The organism is Bradyrhizobium sp. (genome assembly GCF_028868675.1).
In the GTDB taxonomy this organism is placed as follows: Bacteria; Pseudomonadota; Alphaproteobacteria; order Rhizobiales; family Xanthobacteraceae; genus Bradyrhizobium.
This window is the reverse complement of sequence record NZ_JAGWUA010000132.1, coordinates 1-13,829: the sequence shown is the minus strand read 5'-3', so window position 1 is coordinate 13,829 and position 13,829 is coordinate 1. Positions and strand designations below refer to the sequence as shown.

Annotated in this window: 15 protein-coding genes and 1 other RNA gene; 7 read left to right on the top strand and 9 right to left on the bottom strand. The window is 66.0% G+C overall.

All coding sequences use genetic code 11. The annotated features are described in order from the left end of the window. The 7 genes from KGM94_RS17120 to KGM94_RS17090 form a co-directional block, all read right to left on the bottom strand. Positions 1-664 (bottom strand): protease modulator HflC (locus KGM94_RS17120; RefSeq protein WP_300261664.1); only part of this gene is annotated, 664 nt, incomplete at its 3' end. Beyond that, entirely contained in the window at positions 661-1,806 is a 1,146-nt protein-coding gene (gene hflK / locus KGM94_RS17115; RefSeq protein ID WP_300261661.1) for an FtsH protease activity modulator HflK, read from the bottom strand. The genes KGM94_RS17120 and hflK, both read right to left, overlap by 4 nt. A 160-nt stretch (positions 1,807-1,966) precedes the next feature. After that, a complete protein-coding gene (locus KGM94_RS17110) occupies positions 1,967-2,476 on the bottom strand; it encodes a dihydrofolate reductase (protein ID WP_300261658.1) in 510 nt (169 codons plus the stop codon). Then, the gene (locus KGM94_RS17105) at positions 2,476-2,961 is read right to left on the bottom strand and encodes a GNAT family N-acetyltransferase (RefSeq protein ID WP_300261655.1); all 486 of its coding nucleotides are present in this window, start codon (positions 2,959-2,961) and stop codon (positions 2,476-2,478) included. Before KGM94_RS17105 ends, KGM94_RS17110 begins: the two co-directional genes overlap by 1 nt. Positions 2,962-2,965: 4 nt before the next feature. Next, complete coding sequence (locus KGM94_RS17100) at positions 2,966-3,760, bottom strand: thymidylate synthase (protein WP_300261652.1); 795 nt, start codon at positions 3,758-3,760, stop codon at positions 2,966-2,968. Positions 3,761-3,948: 188 nt separating this feature from the next. Then, positions 3,949-5,466 carry a tripartite tricarboxylate transporter permease gene (locus KGM94_RS17095; protein WP_300261649.1) on the bottom strand — a complete coding sequence of 506 codons (1,518 nt, stop codon included), beginning with the start codon at positions 5,464-5,466 and terminating at the stop codon, positions 3,949-3,951. A 7-nt stretch (positions 5,467-5,473) separates the two neighbouring features. Further along, positions 5,474-6,232 carry a tripartite tricarboxylate transporter TctB family protein gene (locus KGM94_RS17090; protein ID WP_300261645.1) on the bottom strand — a complete coding sequence of 253 codons (759 nt, stop codon included), beginning with the start codon at positions 6,230-6,232 and terminating at the stop codon, positions 5,474-5,476. A gap of 224 nt (positions 6,233-6,456) precedes the next feature. Here KGM94_RS17090 and ssrA point away from each other — a divergent pair. The 7 genes from ssrA (at position 6,457) to KGM94_RS17055 (ending at position 12,067) form a co-directional block, all read left to right on the top strand. Beyond that, positions 6,457-6,811: a transfer-messenger RNA gene (ssrA, locus tag KGM94_RS17085) on the top strand. Positions 6,812-6,959: 148 nt separating this feature from the next. Then, positions 6,960-7,472 (top strand): ClpXP protease specificity-enhancing factor SspB, encoded by a 513-nt coding sequence (locus KGM94_RS17080; RefSeq protein ID WP_300261641.1) that lies wholly within the window; start codon positions 6,960-6,962, stop codon positions 7,470-7,472. Between the two features lie 85 nt (positions 7,473-7,557). Next, a complete protein-coding gene (gene fumC, locus KGM94_RS17075; RefSeq protein WP_300261637.1) occupies positions 7,558-8,988 on the top strand; it encodes a class II fumarate hydratase in 1,431 nt (476 codons plus the stop codon). A 269-nt stretch (positions 8,989-9,257) separates the two neighbouring features. Beyond that, positions 9,258-9,446: a DUF4169 family protein gene (locus tag KGM94_RS17070; RefSeq protein ID WP_300261634.1), complete on the top strand. Its 189-nt coding sequence runs from the start codon at positions 9,258-9,260 to the stop codon at positions 9,444-9,446. Continuing rightward, entirely contained in the window at positions 9,443-9,709 is a 267-nt protein-coding gene (locus KGM94_RS17065; RefSeq protein WP_300261631.1) for a ribbon-helix-helix domain-containing protein, read from the top strand. Before KGM94_RS17070 ends, KGM94_RS17065 begins: the two co-directional genes overlap by 4 nt. 205 nt (positions 9,710-9,914) lie before the next feature. Further along, a complete protein-coding gene (locus tag KGM94_RS17060) occupies positions 9,915-10,160 on the top strand; it encodes a FeoA domain-containing protein (RefSeq protein ID WP_300261668.1) in 246 nt (81 codons plus the stop codon). A gap of 35 nt (positions 10,161-10,195) precedes the next feature. Next, the gene (locus tag KGM94_RS17055; protein ID WP_300261628.1) at positions 10,196-12,067 is read left to right on the top strand and encodes a ferrous iron transporter B; all 1,872 of its coding nucleotides are present in this window, start codon (positions 10,196-10,198) and stop codon (positions 12,065-12,067) included. 62 nt (positions 12,068-12,129) lie between these two features. Here KGM94_RS17055 and KGM94_RS17050 read toward each other — a convergent pair whose 3' ends face one another. Further along, complete coding sequence (locus KGM94_RS17050; protein ID WP_300261625.1) at positions 12,130-12,369, bottom strand: hypothetical protein; 240 nt, start codon at positions 12,367-12,369, stop codon at positions 12,130-12,132. A 37-nt stretch (positions 12,370-12,406) separates the two neighbouring features. Then, a complete protein-coding gene (locus tag KGM94_RS17045; RefSeq protein WP_300261621.1) occupies positions 12,407-13,537 on the bottom strand; it encodes a DUF2336 domain-containing protein in 1,131 nt (376 codons plus the stop codon). Positions 13,538-13,829: the final 292 nt, after the last annotated feature.

Genomic DNA, 13,829 nt, shown 5'->3' with positions numbered 1-13,829 from the left:
CATCCGCCACGATCACCGTCACCTCACGATCGGCCTTGGACCGGATCTCCTGCGCCTTCTGGTCGCCCTGCGCGCGGAACTCGGCCGCCTCGCGCTGCCGCTCGGTCTGCATGCGCTGGTAGACCGCCTGGCTGTTCTGCTCGGGCAGATCGGCGCGGCGGATCCGGACGTCGACGACCTGGATGCCGTAGCCGCCGGCCTCGTGGTCGAGCTGCTCGCGGATGCGGCCCATCAGCTTCTCGCGCTCGTCGCGCACCACCTGGATGAAGGTGACCTCGCCGAGCACGCGGCGCAGCGACGCGTTCAACAGCGTGGTAAGCTGCAGATTGGCGGCCTGGATCGAGCCGACGCTCTGGTAGAAGCGCAGCGCGTTCTTGATCCGATAGCGCGCAAACGCATCGACCACGAGCCGCTTCTGGTCGGAGGCGATCACCTCCTGCGACGGATTTTCGAGATCGAGAATCCGCTTGTCGATGCTGATCACGGAATCGACGAACGGCGCCTTGAAGTTCAGCCCGGGATCGGTGACGACCTTCACGGGCTCGCCGAGGCGGACCACGAGGGCCTGCTCGGTCTGCTGCACGGTGAAGACCGAGCTGTAGCCGACGACCAGCACCAGGAGGACGACGATCAGGGCGACGATGCCGGTGACGGGAGACCTCATCGGTTGCCTCCGCTCGGCTGCTGTCCGGCTGCGGGGGCCGCCGGCCGCCGCGGCGTCAACTCGCTCAGAGGCAGATACGGCACGACGCCGCCCTGCCCCGGCTGGCCGCCGTCATAGACGAGCTTCTCCGAGCCGCCGAGCACGCGCTCCATCGTTTCCAGGTAGATCCGTACACGCGTCACGTTGGGCGCCTTCTTGTATTCCTCGTACACTTTCAGGAAGCGCGCACTCTGGCCCCTGGCCTCGGCAACCGCCTGCTCCTTGTAGCCTTCGGCCGCCTGGGAGATTTGCGCCGCGCGGCCGCGCGCCTCGGGCACGACGCGGTTGGCGTAGGTCCGCGCCTCGTTCTGCAAGCGCTCCTGGTCGGCGCGCGCTGCCTGCACGTCGCGGAAGGAATCGATCACCTGCGCCGGCGGGTCGACCTTCTGCATCTGCACCTGGGTGATCTGGATGCCGGAGCCGTAGTTGTCGAGCGTCTTCTGCATCAATTCCTGCACGGTGGATTCGGTCTGCGTGCGCGCGCCGGTGAGGATGGGCTGAATCTCCGAGCGGCCGATCACCTCGCGCATCGCGCTTTCGGCGACCGCCTTCACGGTGCCCTCGGGGTTCTGGATGTTGAACAGGAAGTCGCCGACGCCGTCGGGCTTGATGCGCCACAGCACGGTGAAGTCGACGTCGACGATGTTCTCGTCGCCGGTCAGCATCAGGCTCTCCTCCGGCACGTCGCGCATGGTGCGGCCGCGCCGGGTCGGATCGTCGATCAGCGTCATGCCGATCGAGATGGTGGAGACGCGCAGCGCCTTGGGCAGCAGCACGGTCTCGATCGGATAGGGCAGATGATAGTTGAGGCCCGGCTGCACGGTGCGCACGTGCTTGCCGAAGCGCAGCACGACGCCGAGCTCTTCGGACTGCACGCGGAAGAAGCCGGACAAGAGCCAGATCGCGACCGCCGCGATCACGATCAGCGCGATGCCGACGCCGGAGAAGTGACCGCCGGGCAGCATCTGCTGCAGCCGGTCCTGGCCGCGCCGCAGAAGGTCCTCCAGATCCGGCGGCCTCGGCCCGACCGGTTGCGGGCCTGAGCCCCACGGCCCTTTCGAGCCCGAGCCCCATGGGCCACCGCCCTGATTCTTCCACGGCATAGAACAGTCTCCTCGGCAGGCGCGGGCGTTGAACGTGTCCGGCCCGCATTGTCCGGTCCGGCTTTATAGGGGACCGGCAGGTCCCTTACAACGCGGGCCTGACCAGGCTCCGAGCTATGCCCGGGCGCGGAAATGTCAATGTAAACATTGGCAAAAGCGGTTAATCCGGCCGCAGCCGACGATATGTCACATAGGAGAAATCGGCGCTGTCGTCGGGGCCCGCGGGATGACGTTCGCGCGCGACCTCCTGCCATTGCGCCTTGTCGATCTCGAAACGCGTATCGCCGTCGGGGCGCGCATGAACTTCGGTGACCTCGAGCCGGTCCGCCAGCTCCATCCACTGCGCGTAGATTTCAGCGCCGCCGATCACGGCAATCTCGGCGACCGAGCGCCGCAGCGCGTCGCCGCGCGCGATCGCATACGCATGGGCCGACGACGTCGTCACGATCGTGCCGGCGGCGCGATAGTCCGCATCGCGGGTGATGACGATGTTGGTGCGGCCGGGCAACGGCCGGCGCAGCGAGACGAACGTCTTGCGGCCCATCACGACCGGCCTGCCGACGGTCAGCGCCTTGAAGCGCCGCATGTCGGATTTCAGCCGCCAGGGAAGCCCGCCATTCGCGCCGATGATGCCGTTCTCCGCGACGGCGAGGACAAAGACGATCTCCATCAGGACGCTTCCTCCGCAAGACGCGTCAGCGCCGCGCCGGTCACCCGGCACAGCGTCCAGTCGTCCATCATGACCGCGCCGAGCGACTTGTAGAACGCGATCGACGGCGCATTCCAGTCGAGCACGGCCCATTGCAGGCGCGTACCACCGGTCGCGACGCATTGCTTCGCGACGTGGCTCAACAGCGCCTTGCCGATGCCCTTGCCGCGATGGGAGGGCCGCACATAGAGGTCCTCGAGATAGACGCCGTGACGTCCGCTGAAGGTCGAGAAATTGACGAACCACACCGCGAAGCCGACGGCCTCGCCGTTCCATTCGGCGAGCGCGCCGAACAGCCGCGGATGCTCGGCGAACAGCGCCTCGGCGATCATCGCCTCCGTCGCCTCCACCTCGTGCGAGAGCTTTTCGTATTCGGCGAGCTCGCGGACGAAGGAAAGAACCAGTCCGGCTTCGCCGGGTCGCGCGGCGCGGATCAGAAGCGACATCGGACTAGACCGCGACGTCCGCCTTGATGTGCGGATGCGGGTCGTAGCCGACCAGCTCGAAATCCTCGTAGCGGAACGAGAAGACGTCCTTGACCTCGGGATTGATCCGCATCGCCGGCAGCGGGCGCGGCGCGCGGGAGAGCTGCAGCCGCGCCTGCTCCAGATGGTTGGAGTAGAGATGCGCGTCGCCGAAGGCGTGCACGAATTCGCCTGCCTTCAATCCGGTGACCTGCGCGACCATCATGGTGAGCAGCGCGTAGGAGGCGATGTTGAAGGGCACGCCGAGGAACACGTCGGCCGAGCGCTGGTAGAGCTGGCACGACAATTTGCCGTTGGCGACGTAGAACTGGAACAGGCAGTGGCAGGGCGGCAGCGCCATCTTCTCGACGTCGGCCGGATTCCAGGCGGTGACGATCAGGCGACGCGAATCCGGGTTGCGCCCGATCATGTCGACGACGTTGGCGATCTGGTCGATGGTGCGCCCGTCGGCCGCCGGCCAGGAACGCCACTGGTGGCCGTAGACCGGGCCGAGATCGCCGTTGGCATCGGCCCATTCGTCCCAGATGGTGACGCCGTTATCGCGCAGATATTTGACGTTGGTGTCGCCCTTCAGGAACCACAACAGCTCATGCACGATCGCCTTGAGCGGCAGCCGCTTGGTGGTCAGCATCGGAAAGCCGGCCGCCAGGTTGAAGCGCATCTGGTGTCCGAAGATCGACAGCGTGCCGGTGCCGGTGCGGTCATGCTTCTCGACGCCGTCTGAGAGAATCCGCTCGAGCAGGTCCTGGTACTGGTGCATGGGCTTTGGGTCTCTGGGGAACGGCGAACTTAACGGCCGCCCTGGGGCTTCGACAGCAGCGACTCGCCTTTCGCACGGATTATACCCGGAAAATTGAGCGCTCCCTGGCCAAACGACAAGGGGCGGAACCCGGCGGTCCGCCCCTCCTATCGCCTTGATCGTGCCGGCCCGGTCGCCGGACGGCGCCGTCAGCTCTCCGATTCCGTGAACACCTCGTCGCGCTTGGCGCGCAGGTTCGGCAGCACCGTCAGGATGAGCAGGCCGGCGGCGATCGCGAGCAGTACCGCCGACAGCGGACGCGTCACGAACACGCTCCAGTCGCCGCGCGAGATCAGGAGCGCCCGGCGCAGGTTCTCCTCCATCAGCGGCCCCAGCACCATCCCGAGCAGCAGCGGCGCCGGCTCGAAATCGTGCTTGATCAGCCAGTAGCCGATCAGCCCGAACACGCCGGCGAGGATGACGTCCACCGGCGCGTTGTTGACGGAATAGATGCCGATCGCGCAGAAGATCACGATCGAGGGGAACATCAGCCGGTAGGGCACGCGCAGCAGCCGCACCCAGATTCCGACCAGCGGCAGGTTGATGATGATCAGCATCAAATTGCCGATCCACATCGAGGCGATCATGCCCCAGACGAGATCCGGCTGCTTCTGCATGACCTGCGGGCCCGGCACGATGCCGTGAATGGTCATCGCGCCGACCATCAGCGCCATCACCGCGTTCGGCGGGATGCCGAGGGTGAGCAGCGGGATGAAGGAGGTCTGTGCCGCGGCGTTGTTGGCGCTTTCCGGCGCCGCCACGCCCTCGATCGCGCCGCGGCCGAACCGCGACGGATTCTTGGCGACCTTTTTCTCCAGCGTATAGGCCGCGAACGACGCGATCACGGCGCCGCCGCCAGGCAGGATGCCGAGGATCGACCCGAGCACCGTGCCGCGCAAGATCGCCGGCGTCGAGTCGATCAGGTCCTTTTTGGTCGGCATCAATCCGGTGATCTTCTGCTGCACGAGATCGCGGTTCATCTCGGCGCCCGCGTCGAGATTGCGGATGATCTCGGCAAAGCCGAACACGCCCATCGCCACCGTGGCAAAGCCGAGGCCGTCGGCGAGCTCGGGGATGTTGAAGGCCATGCGGGAGGCACCGGTCTCGATGTCGGAGCCGACCATCGAGAGCAGGAGCCCGAACACGATCATGGCGATCGCCTTGAGCACCGAGCCTTTCGCCAGCACCACCGCGAAGATCAGGCCGAGCACCATCAGCGAGAAATACTCGGCCGGGCCGAAGGCCAGCGCGAGCTTGGTGAGCGGCGCGCCGAGAACGGCGATGAGGACGGTCGCGACACAGCCGGCGAAGAACGAGCCGATCGCCGCGATCGCCAGCGCCGGACCGGCACGGCCCTGCCGCGCCATCTGGTGGCCGTCGATGGCGGTGACGACCGAGGTCGCTTCGCCGGGGATGTTGACCAGGATCGACGTGGTCGAGCCGCCATATTGGGCGCCGTAATAGATGCCGGCGAGCATGATCAGCGCGCCGACCGGCGGCAGGCCGAAGGTGATCGGCAGCAGCATCGCGACCGTCGCGATGGTGCCGATGCCCGGCAGCACCCCGACCAGCGTGCCGACGAGGGCCCCGATCAGGCACATCAGCAGGTTGACGGGAGACAGCGCGACGACGAAGCCGTGGGCGAGGTTGGCAAAGAGATCGACCATCACGCCCTCACTGGACCAGGAAACGCGGGAACATCGGCATCGGCAGTCCCAGCACATAGGGGAACAGCAGCGCGCAGCCGAGCGTCAGGCTGGCGCCGACGATGACGGTCTCGGTCCAGCGGGTCTCATGGGTGCCCATGGCCGCGATCAGGAAGCTCGTGAAGGCCGACACCACCAGGCCGAGCGGGCGGATCGCTAGGGCGAAGAACAGGATCGAGGCCATCACGAACAGCGGCCCGCGCCAGGCATAGTGGGAGAGCCCCGCCCCTTCGGACAGCAGTCCCGTCAGCGCGATGGCCACGGACAGCGCGACCAGCAGCACGCCGAACATGCGCGGGGCGGTGCCCGCGCCGAACGAGAAGCCGTGCATGCCCTGCAGGTCGCTCGAAGCCCACAGCGCGAACAAGCCGAGCGCCATCAGCACGATGCCGCCGACATAATCCTGCGCCGACCTGACCGTCATGAACAGCGTGACGATCGCGACCGCAAAGAGCGGGTAGGAATAGATCAGCGCGAGCAGCACGTCCGGGGGAAACGCCTTCTTGGCGTCATGCGATCCGAAGACCGCGCCGGGGGCGCCCGCCAGCAGCGCGCTCGCATGGGCGACGAGGACCTGCAGGGGACCGCGTCCACTGCCCCATCCGACGATCGTTCCGATCGACCAGATCAATTCGAAGATCTGCGGCGCCAGCGCCAGCACAAGAATCCAGAGCGCAACCCGCGTGTTACGGGTGGCTGTCGCCGGCTGGCCCATCGTGTCGGCCATGCATGTCTCCCCCACGACCCGTTGTCACGAGCCTTGTTGTTCTGTCGGATTTTGAATCCCCGTCCGGATCATTGCCTAGCCATTTTCGGCAGGCAATGCCAGCTTGAAACGGTGCCGTGTTCCGGCAGGCGTCGGTGCAACGGCCCGAATGGCAGGCGGAGGCCCGTCTTTCGCGGGCCATCGGCGCAGCTATCCAAAGGAAACCGGCATTCGCGTTTGCGAAACCTCTGTTTTTTGAAAGTTTTGCCCCCTATATTGGGGGTGCCGGTTCGCCGGCTATGGAAATAAACGGTCGTCGCAATAAACCATTCGGACCCGGGGGCGGTACCCGGCGCCTCCACCAAAGCCCACCGGACGGCGGGCTTTGGCGGGGGCGAAATAGGATCGACGAGGGCGTAAAGGACGTACTTTTTCCCGGTATTGTTCCGCCGTTATCGGGCTACTGCAATAGTTGCCAACGACAACTTTGCTCCGGTTGCTCAGGCTGCGTAACGCAGTTTGAAAGACCACTCTGAAGTCCTAGTGGGTTAAGCTCCGCTAGGCGGGGTTCGGAGGCACCTGGCAACAGAAGCCTCCACTTCCATCCGGTTTTCACGTCCATCTGATTTTCTCCCGGCGGGACTCCTGCTGATCCTTCAGGCGCGGTAGCATGGAAACCCGCGAGTCGGACCGGCGCGAGGCGGTCGGACCGGGCAGAATGCGGCGGCACCGATAGTCAGGATCCACAATGACGACCGATCATATCCGTTACGATGTGCTGGCGCGCGACGCGTTGCGCGGCGTGCTGCGCAAGGTGCTGAGCGATGCTGCCGCACACGGATTGCCGGGCGAGCACCACTTCTTCATCACCTTCGTGTCGAAGGCCGAGGGCGTGAAGCTGTCGCCGCGGCTGCTGGCGCAATATCCGGAGGAGATGACGATCATCCTGCAGCACCAGTTCTGGGACCTTGCCGTGTCCGAGGACCGCTTCGAGGTCGGCCTGTCCTTCGGCGGCATCCCGGAGCGGCTGGTGGTACCGTTCAGCGCCATCAAGAGCTTCCTCGACCCGTCCGTGAAGTTCGGCCTGCAGTTCGACACCTCCGATACGGAGACACCGGCCGCGCTGCCGGCCGCCCCCACCCCCTCGGCCGTGTCGGTCCCTGCACCTGCCGCCGAGAAAGCCGCGGCTGAGGGCGAGCCGACGACACCGGGCCAGGGCGGCGCGGAGGTGGTGCGGCTGGATCGTTTCCGCAAGAAATGATCGAAACGTCGCGCCGGCGAAAGCCCAGGCGCGCCCGAACCGACTATATTGGTGAGCATGCAGACGCCGCAGCACCCGCGGCAGAATGGACATGCTCATGAACAGGACGCCTCGCCCCTCCCGACGCCCCGCGACCCGCGTCGAGACCGACAGCTTCGGCCCGATCGAGGTTCCCGCCGATCGCTACTGGGGGGCGCAGACCGAACGCAGCAGGCAGAATTTCCGCATCGGGGACGACCGCATGCCGCTCGCGCTCGTGCATGCGCTCGGTATCGTCAAGCTGGCGGCGGCGGAGACCAATCGCGAGCTCGGCCTGCTCGACCGCCGCCGGGCCAATGCGATCAGCCGCGCGGCGCGCGAGGTGATCGAGGGCGGGCTCGATGCGCATTTCCCGCTGGTGGTGTGGCAGACCGGCTCGGGCACGCAGACCAACATGAACCTCAACGAGGTCATCGCCAACCGCGCCAATGAGCTCCTGGGCGGCGAGCTCGGCGCCAAGAAGCCGGTGCACCCCAACGACCACGTCAACATGAGCCAGTCGTCCAACGACTCCTTTCCGACCGCGATGCACATCGCGGCGGCAGGGCGCATCACGGCCGACCTCATCCCCGCGCTGGGCGAGTTGCATCGCGCGCTGCGCCGGAAGGAGAAGGCGTTCGCAAAAATCGTAAAGATCGGCCGCACCCATACCCAGGATGCGACGCCGCTGACGCTGGGTCAGGAATTTTCGGGCTACGCGGCCCAGGTCGAAAGCGGCATCGCGCGGCTGCGCGTCGCGGTGAAGGAGCTCTACCCGCTGGCGCAGGGCGGCACCGCCGTGGGCACCGGTCTCAACTCAAAGCCGCGCTTCGCCCGGCTGTTCGCCAGGCATGTTGCGAAGATCACGAAGCTGCCCTTCACCAGCGCCGCCAACAAGTTCGAGGCGCTGGCGTCCAACGACGCCTATGTGCTCGCCCACGGCGCCATCAATTCGGTGGCGACGGGGTTGTTCAAGATCGCGAACGACATCCGTCTGCTGGGCTCCGGTCCGCGCTCGGGACTGGGCGAATTGATCCTGCCGGAGAACGAGCCCGGCTCCTCGATCATGCCCGGCAAGGTCAATCCGACCCAGTGCGAGGCGATGACCATGGTGTGCTGCCAGGTGTTCGGCAATCACACCGCGATCACGGTGGCCGGCAGCCAGGGTCATTTCGAGCTCAACGTCTACAAGCCCGTTCTCGCCTATTGCATGCTGCATTCGATCCGTCTGCTGGCCGACGCGGCGCGCTCCTTCACCGAGCATTGCGTTGCGGGAATCCGCGCCGACGAGAAGCGCATCCGCGAGATGATGGAACGCTCCCTGATGCTGGTCACGGCGCTCGCGCCCAGGATCGGCTACGACAACGCCGCCAAGGTCGCCAAGGCGGCGCATGCCGGCGGAACCACCCTGAAGGAGGAGGCGGTCCGGCAGGGCTTCGTTTCGGCCGACGAATTCGACCGGCTGGTGCAGCCGTGGAAAATGACCCGCCCTGGCTGAATTCCGATAGGCCTCCGTAATGATACGGAGGCAAAAATCCCATGCATTATAGCGCTTGGAGGATGGGATTTGATTACCGTCAATGTCTCCGTCACCGCCGGTGGTACGCATACACGTTCCCGCAGGGGACAGAGTTGAGATTTTGATGGTACCAGAGGCCGATTGACGAGGACGATCCAATGGCGATCAAGTCTGGCGGAGTGCAGTGCAGCGCTTCATTTCTGAAGGTTTCATCCCGCTTCGCGGAGATCCAATGATGGAGACGGGGCATGGGGAAAGTCGTCAACTTGAACCGCTTCCGGAAGCGCGTCGAGCGGGAAGCCTCGGCGAAGCAGGCGGACGCCAACCGGGCACGATTCGGCCAGACCAAGGCCGAGCGATCGGCGGAGGCCAAGCGCACGGCCCGGGCGCAGGAGAAGCTGGACCAGCATCGGATCGACCGCGAGGAACTGCCATGAAGTCACCTGTCGTCAAGCGCTCTATCGTCGTCGCCGGCCACAAGACCAGCGTCAGCCTGGAAGAGGCCTTCTGGAACGGCATGAAGGAGATTTCGGGCCTGCGTAACATGACGCTGTCCGAGCTGGTCGGCGAGATCGACAGCAATCGCCAGCAGGGCAACCTGTCGTCGGCGATCCGGCTGTTCGTCCTGGACTACTTCAAGAACCGCGCCACCCCCGTTCATCAGGAACCGAAGGTGCTGGTTCACGCCCACGCGTCCTAGCACCCGGACGCCCGACCGACCCGGGACGGGGCTCGCACCTTAAAATCGCTCTAAGGTGCAGCCCCAGCAAGGGAAGTGCGCTTGACCTGCCCGCCAGCCGTTGAAAATAGAGGTCATGACCTCAAAAATTGATACGCGCTCGCAGGAGCATTCCGAAAAGCGCTCCCCCAGGCATTCCGGAAGGCACCCGCAGAAGCATCCGGAGATGCCGCTGGGACTGGCCCGGCGCGGCTATACCGGCGTGATCCAGCATCTTGCCGCCGATGGCGCCGGCTCGGCGCTGTCGGACGTCGAGCTGGAGAGCCGGCTGATCGAGCTCGGTTTCGTCGAGGGCGCCAAGGTCGAGGTCCTGCACGAGGGCGCCGTCGGCCGCGACCCGATCGCGGTCCGGGTCGACAACGTCACCATCGCAGTCCGGCGTCGCGAGGCCATGGCCATCATCGTCGCGTGATGCGACCGGATCGCTGACCCCAAACCCGTGACCCCATGGAAGCACCCCTGCTGCATCTGGCCCTGGTAGGGACGCCGAACAGCGGCAAGACGTCGCTGTTCAACGCGCTGACCGGGAGCCGGCAGAAGGTCGCGAACTATCCCGGCGTCACCGTCGAGCGCAAGGAAGGCTTCTTCGTCACCCCGCTCGGCCGCCAGGTCTCGCTGGTCGACCTGCCCGGCACCTATTCGCTGCGCGGCCGCAGCCCCGACGAGGAGATCACCCGCGACATCGTGCTCGGCCACGCCTCGGGCGAGGCGAGACCCGACCTCGTGCTGTGCGTGGCTGACGCGACCAATCTGCGGCTGACCATCCGCCTGCTGCTCGAACTCAAGCGCACCGGGCGGCCGCTCGCGCTGGTGCTCAACATGTTCGACATCGCCACCCGCCGCGGCATCGCCGTCGACGTGGCGCGGATGAGCGAGGCGCTCGGCGTGCCCGTGGTCACCTCGATCGCGGTGCGCAAGGGCGGCACCGCCGACCTCTTGACGCTGACCGACGAGCTGTCGGCGCAGATGCAGCCGCTTCCCGCCGAGAACGGGTGGCGGCCGCTCGGCGTCGCCGAGTTGCGCGCGACGCAGCGCGAGGCCGACCGGATCATTGCCGAGAGCGTCAGCCTGCCGAGCCGGCCCGACACCTGGACCGCGCGGATCGACGCCGTCGTGCTGCACCCCGTCGCGGGGCTCCTGGTGCTCGGGCTGATCCTGTTCGTGATGTTCCAGGCGGTGTTCGCCTGGGCGAAGCCGGTGATGGAGCTGCTCTCGGCGTCGTTCGACACGCTCGGGCAGTTCGCGCACGACACCCTGCCCGCGGGCCTGCTGCAGAGTTTCCTGCAGAACGGCGTGATCTCCGGCGTCGGCAGCGTCATCGTGTTCCTGCCGCAGATCATCATCATCTTCCTGTTCATCCTGCTGTTGGAAGATTTCGGCTACATGTCGCGCGCCGCGTTCCTGATGGACCGCATCATGGGCGGCGCGGGCCTGCACGGCCGCGCCTTCATTCCGCTCCTGTCGAGCTTCGCCTGCGCCATTCCCGGCATCATGGCGACGCGGGTGATCGACAACCGGCGGGACCGGCTGACCACGATCCTGATCGCGCCGCTGATGACCTGCTCGGCGCGCATCCCCGTCTACACGCTGATCATCTCCGCCTTCATTCCGGAACGGCAGGTCTGGGGCTTCGTCAACCTGCAGGGGCTCGTGATGTTCGGCCTCTACGCCGCCGGCATCGTCAGCGCGCTCGGCGTGTCGTTCCTGATCAAGTTCTTCATGCTGCGCGACTATGCGCCGGCGCCGTTCATGCTGGAGCTGCCCGACTACAAGATGCCGCGCCTCAAGTCGATCGCGATCGGCATCTACAGCCGCGCGATGATGTTCCTGCAGCGCGCCGGCACCACGATCTTCGCCATGATGGTGCTGATCTGGTTCCTCGCCTCGTTCCCGCAGCCGCCGCTAGGTGCCACCGAGCCCGCCATCGACTTCAGCCTGGCTGCGATGCTCGGCAAGGCGCTCGCGCCCCTGCTCGCCCCGGTCGGCTTCAACTGGCAGATCGCGATGGCGCTGGTCCCCGGCATGGCGGCCCGCGAGGTCGCGGTCGCAGCCCTGGGCACGGTCTATGCGATCGAAGGCGGCAAGGAAGCCGCGGAAGCGATCGGCCAGGTGCTGGCCACCAAATGGTCGCTGGCGACCGCGCTGTCGCTGCTCGCCTGGTACATCTTCGCGCCGCAATGCGCCTCGACGCTGGCGGTGATCAAGCGCGAGACCGGGAGCTGGAAGTGGATGGCGGCGACCTTTGCCTACATGCTGACGCTCGCCTACGCCGCGAGCCTCGTCACCTACAACGTCGCCGTTGCACTCGGCGCGGGATAGCTTTTCCAAAATATGGGGAACAGCCCATGTACAGTGCCGGCGGGACCGGCGCCACAACTGCTCTACCGGAAATAATCCAGCACCAGATCGAGATCCGCGCGACCCGCCGCCGTGCCGTTGAGCTCGGCGTCGATGACGCGGCGGCAGGCTTCCACCGCCGTGTGGTCGCCGAGGTCGTTGGCGGCTTCCAGCACCAGCCAGGCCGCGTCGACCGACGCCTGGTCCGGTTTCGCGCCGCCGACATCGGCGGCGAGACCCTTGTCGAGGTTCTTTCGAACTGCGGTGCCGAATTGAGGCAACATGGCGATACTCCCCTCTCGAAATCCTGTTTGAGCCAGCTCAGTGCATCTGCATCTGGAGCTCGGCCTGACGGCCCGCGGCGGGATCGGCCGCCGCGCTGTTCTTGCGCGACTGGTAGAATTTCAGGATGCTGCGCGACGTCTCGATCTTGAGCCGGCCGAACTCGCGCTCGTTGTCGTTCAGCTCCCGCGCCGTGATCAGGTGATCCTTGGCGCCGAGGAACAGCAGCGACATGGTCGTGGTCCAGGAGAAGTCGAGCGCCTTGCACAGGACCAGCAACATTTCCCGGTTGCGGTCCATCAGCGCGCGCTCGATCACGTCGACCGGCAGCGCCGAGAGCAATGACAATCCGATCTGCACCTCGTCGAAACGGTGCTGGCGTGCATAGTTGGAGATCGAGTCCTGGTTGAGGTTGCCCTGGCGGTGCTGCGTCGTCACCACGCGCTTGGCGACGAAATAGCTGCGCGACGACGGGCCGAACTTGGACTGCAGGTCGCCGGTGACGTCGGTCACCGAGCTGTTGATCTGCGCCAGCATCTCGGGACGCTCGCTTTCGAGCCGCCGGCGAACGTCCTCGGAGGCCTTGGCGATGAGCTGCTGGAAGACGTGCCTGGGGATGTCCTTGCGCAGGCCGATCTGCTCGGCGAGGATCGAATCGCCCTCCGCGCGCCGCACCATGTGCAGGAGGCCCGAGCCCGAGAAGCGCGCGCCCTCGTTCCTGGCGATCGACGTCACGACCTCCTGGTCGCCGCGCTTGACCAGCACGTCGGTGACGGCTTCGCCGACCGACTTGCGCTTCGAGATCGCGAGCAGGTGCGATTGCCCCTTGGTCATGGCGTTCTCGACCAGCGTCTGCTCGTCGAGCCGGCCGGAGTCGCGCAGCACGGGACCGGCGACGTCGATCTCGTCGTCGAAGGCGAGCTGATGGATGATGCTGAGCGGCGCATGGTCGCAGGCCGCCATCAGCTCGGAGAGCTGCGCGCGCGCGGCGACTTCGATCTCGTCGGCCAGCCGCCCGATCACCTCGCCGAACATGCTGATCTCGTCGTCGCTGTAACGGCCGGCGATCAGGAGATCCGTCGCGTGCCACAGCGCCCGCGCACGGCTCTCGTCGGTGCCGCGCGCGATCGCGTCGTCCAGATCCTGCAGAAGCGATTTCGCTTCGTTCATCTCGAAAAGCCCCAGGTCGCGGCGGATGCCGAAATTCCTCTGGGGCCAGTGTTATGGGTCAAACGCAAGAATTCGGTAAAATCGGCAAATCAGTTTTTCTGAGCGGAATTCGCTAAAATGCGCGCGAATGTCTTCATCCGCGCAAAAGCGTCGCGGCGAGGCTGCGTGAAAGCCGCGTCAGGTCACGGATTGGACTGCGGCGTCAGCATCAGCGGCCGGGGCTTCGGCTTGACCGGGGCGGGCGCCGGCGCGGGCCGCACCTCGATCGGCGGCGGCAGGGGCGCGGCCGGCT

Excerpts from the sequence above, each read along its gene's own strand:
- hflK (WP_300261661.1), bottom strand. The coding sequence starts at position 1,806 with ATGCCGTGGAAGAATCAGGGCGGTGGCCCATGGGGCTCGGGCTCGAAA.
- KGM94_RS17110 (WP_300261658.1), bottom strand. The coding sequence starts at position 2,476 with ATGGAGATCGTCTTTGTCCTCGCCGTCGCGGAGAACGGCATCATCGGC.
- KGM94_RS17105 (WP_300261655.1), bottom strand. The coding sequence starts at position 2,961 with ATGTCGCTTCTGATCCGCGCCGCGCGACCCGGCGAAGCCGGACTGGTT.
- KGM94_RS17100 (WP_300261652.1), bottom strand. The coding sequence starts at position 3,760 with ATGCACCAGTACCAGGACCTGCTCGAGCGGATTCTCTCAGACGGCGTC.
- KGM94_RS17095 (WP_300261649.1), bottom strand. The coding sequence starts at position 5,466 with ATGGTCGATCTCTTTGCCAACCTCGCCCACGGCTTCGTCGTCGCGCTG.
- KGM94_RS17090 (WP_300261645.1), bottom strand. The coding sequence starts at position 6,232 with ATGGCCGACACGATGGGCCAGCCGGCGACAGCCACCCGTAACACGCGG.
- KGM94_RS17080 (WP_300261641.1), top strand. The coding sequence starts at position 6,960 with ATGACGACCGATCATATCCGTTACGATGTGCTGGCGCGCGACGCGTTG.
- fumC (WP_300261637.1), top strand. The coding sequence starts at position 7,558 with ATGGACATGCTCATGAACAGGACGCCTCGCCCCTCCCGACGCCCCGCG.
- KGM94_RS17070 (WP_300261634.1), top strand. The coding sequence starts at position 9,258 with ATGGGGAAAGTCGTCAACTTGAACCGCTTCCGGAAGCGCGTCGAGCGG.
- KGM94_RS17065 (WP_300261631.1), top strand. The coding sequence starts at position 9,443 with ATGAAGTCACCTGTCGTCAAGCGCTCTATCGTCGTCGCCGGCCACAAG.
- KGM94_RS17060 (WP_300261668.1), top strand. The coding sequence starts at position 9,915 with ATGCCGCTGGGACTGGCCCGGCGCGGCTATACCGGCGTGATCCAGCAT.
- KGM94_RS17055 (WP_300261628.1), top strand. The coding sequence starts at position 10,196 with ATGGAAGCACCCCTGCTGCATCTGGCCCTGGTAGGGACGCCGAACAGC.
- KGM94_RS17050 (WP_300261625.1), bottom strand. The coding sequence starts at position 12,369 with ATGTTGCCTCAATTCGGCACCGCAGTTCGAAAGAACCTCGACAAGGGT.
- KGM94_RS17045 (WP_300261621.1), bottom strand. The coding sequence starts at position 13,537 with ATGAACGAAGCGAAATCGCTTCTGCAGGATCTGGACGACGCGATCGCG.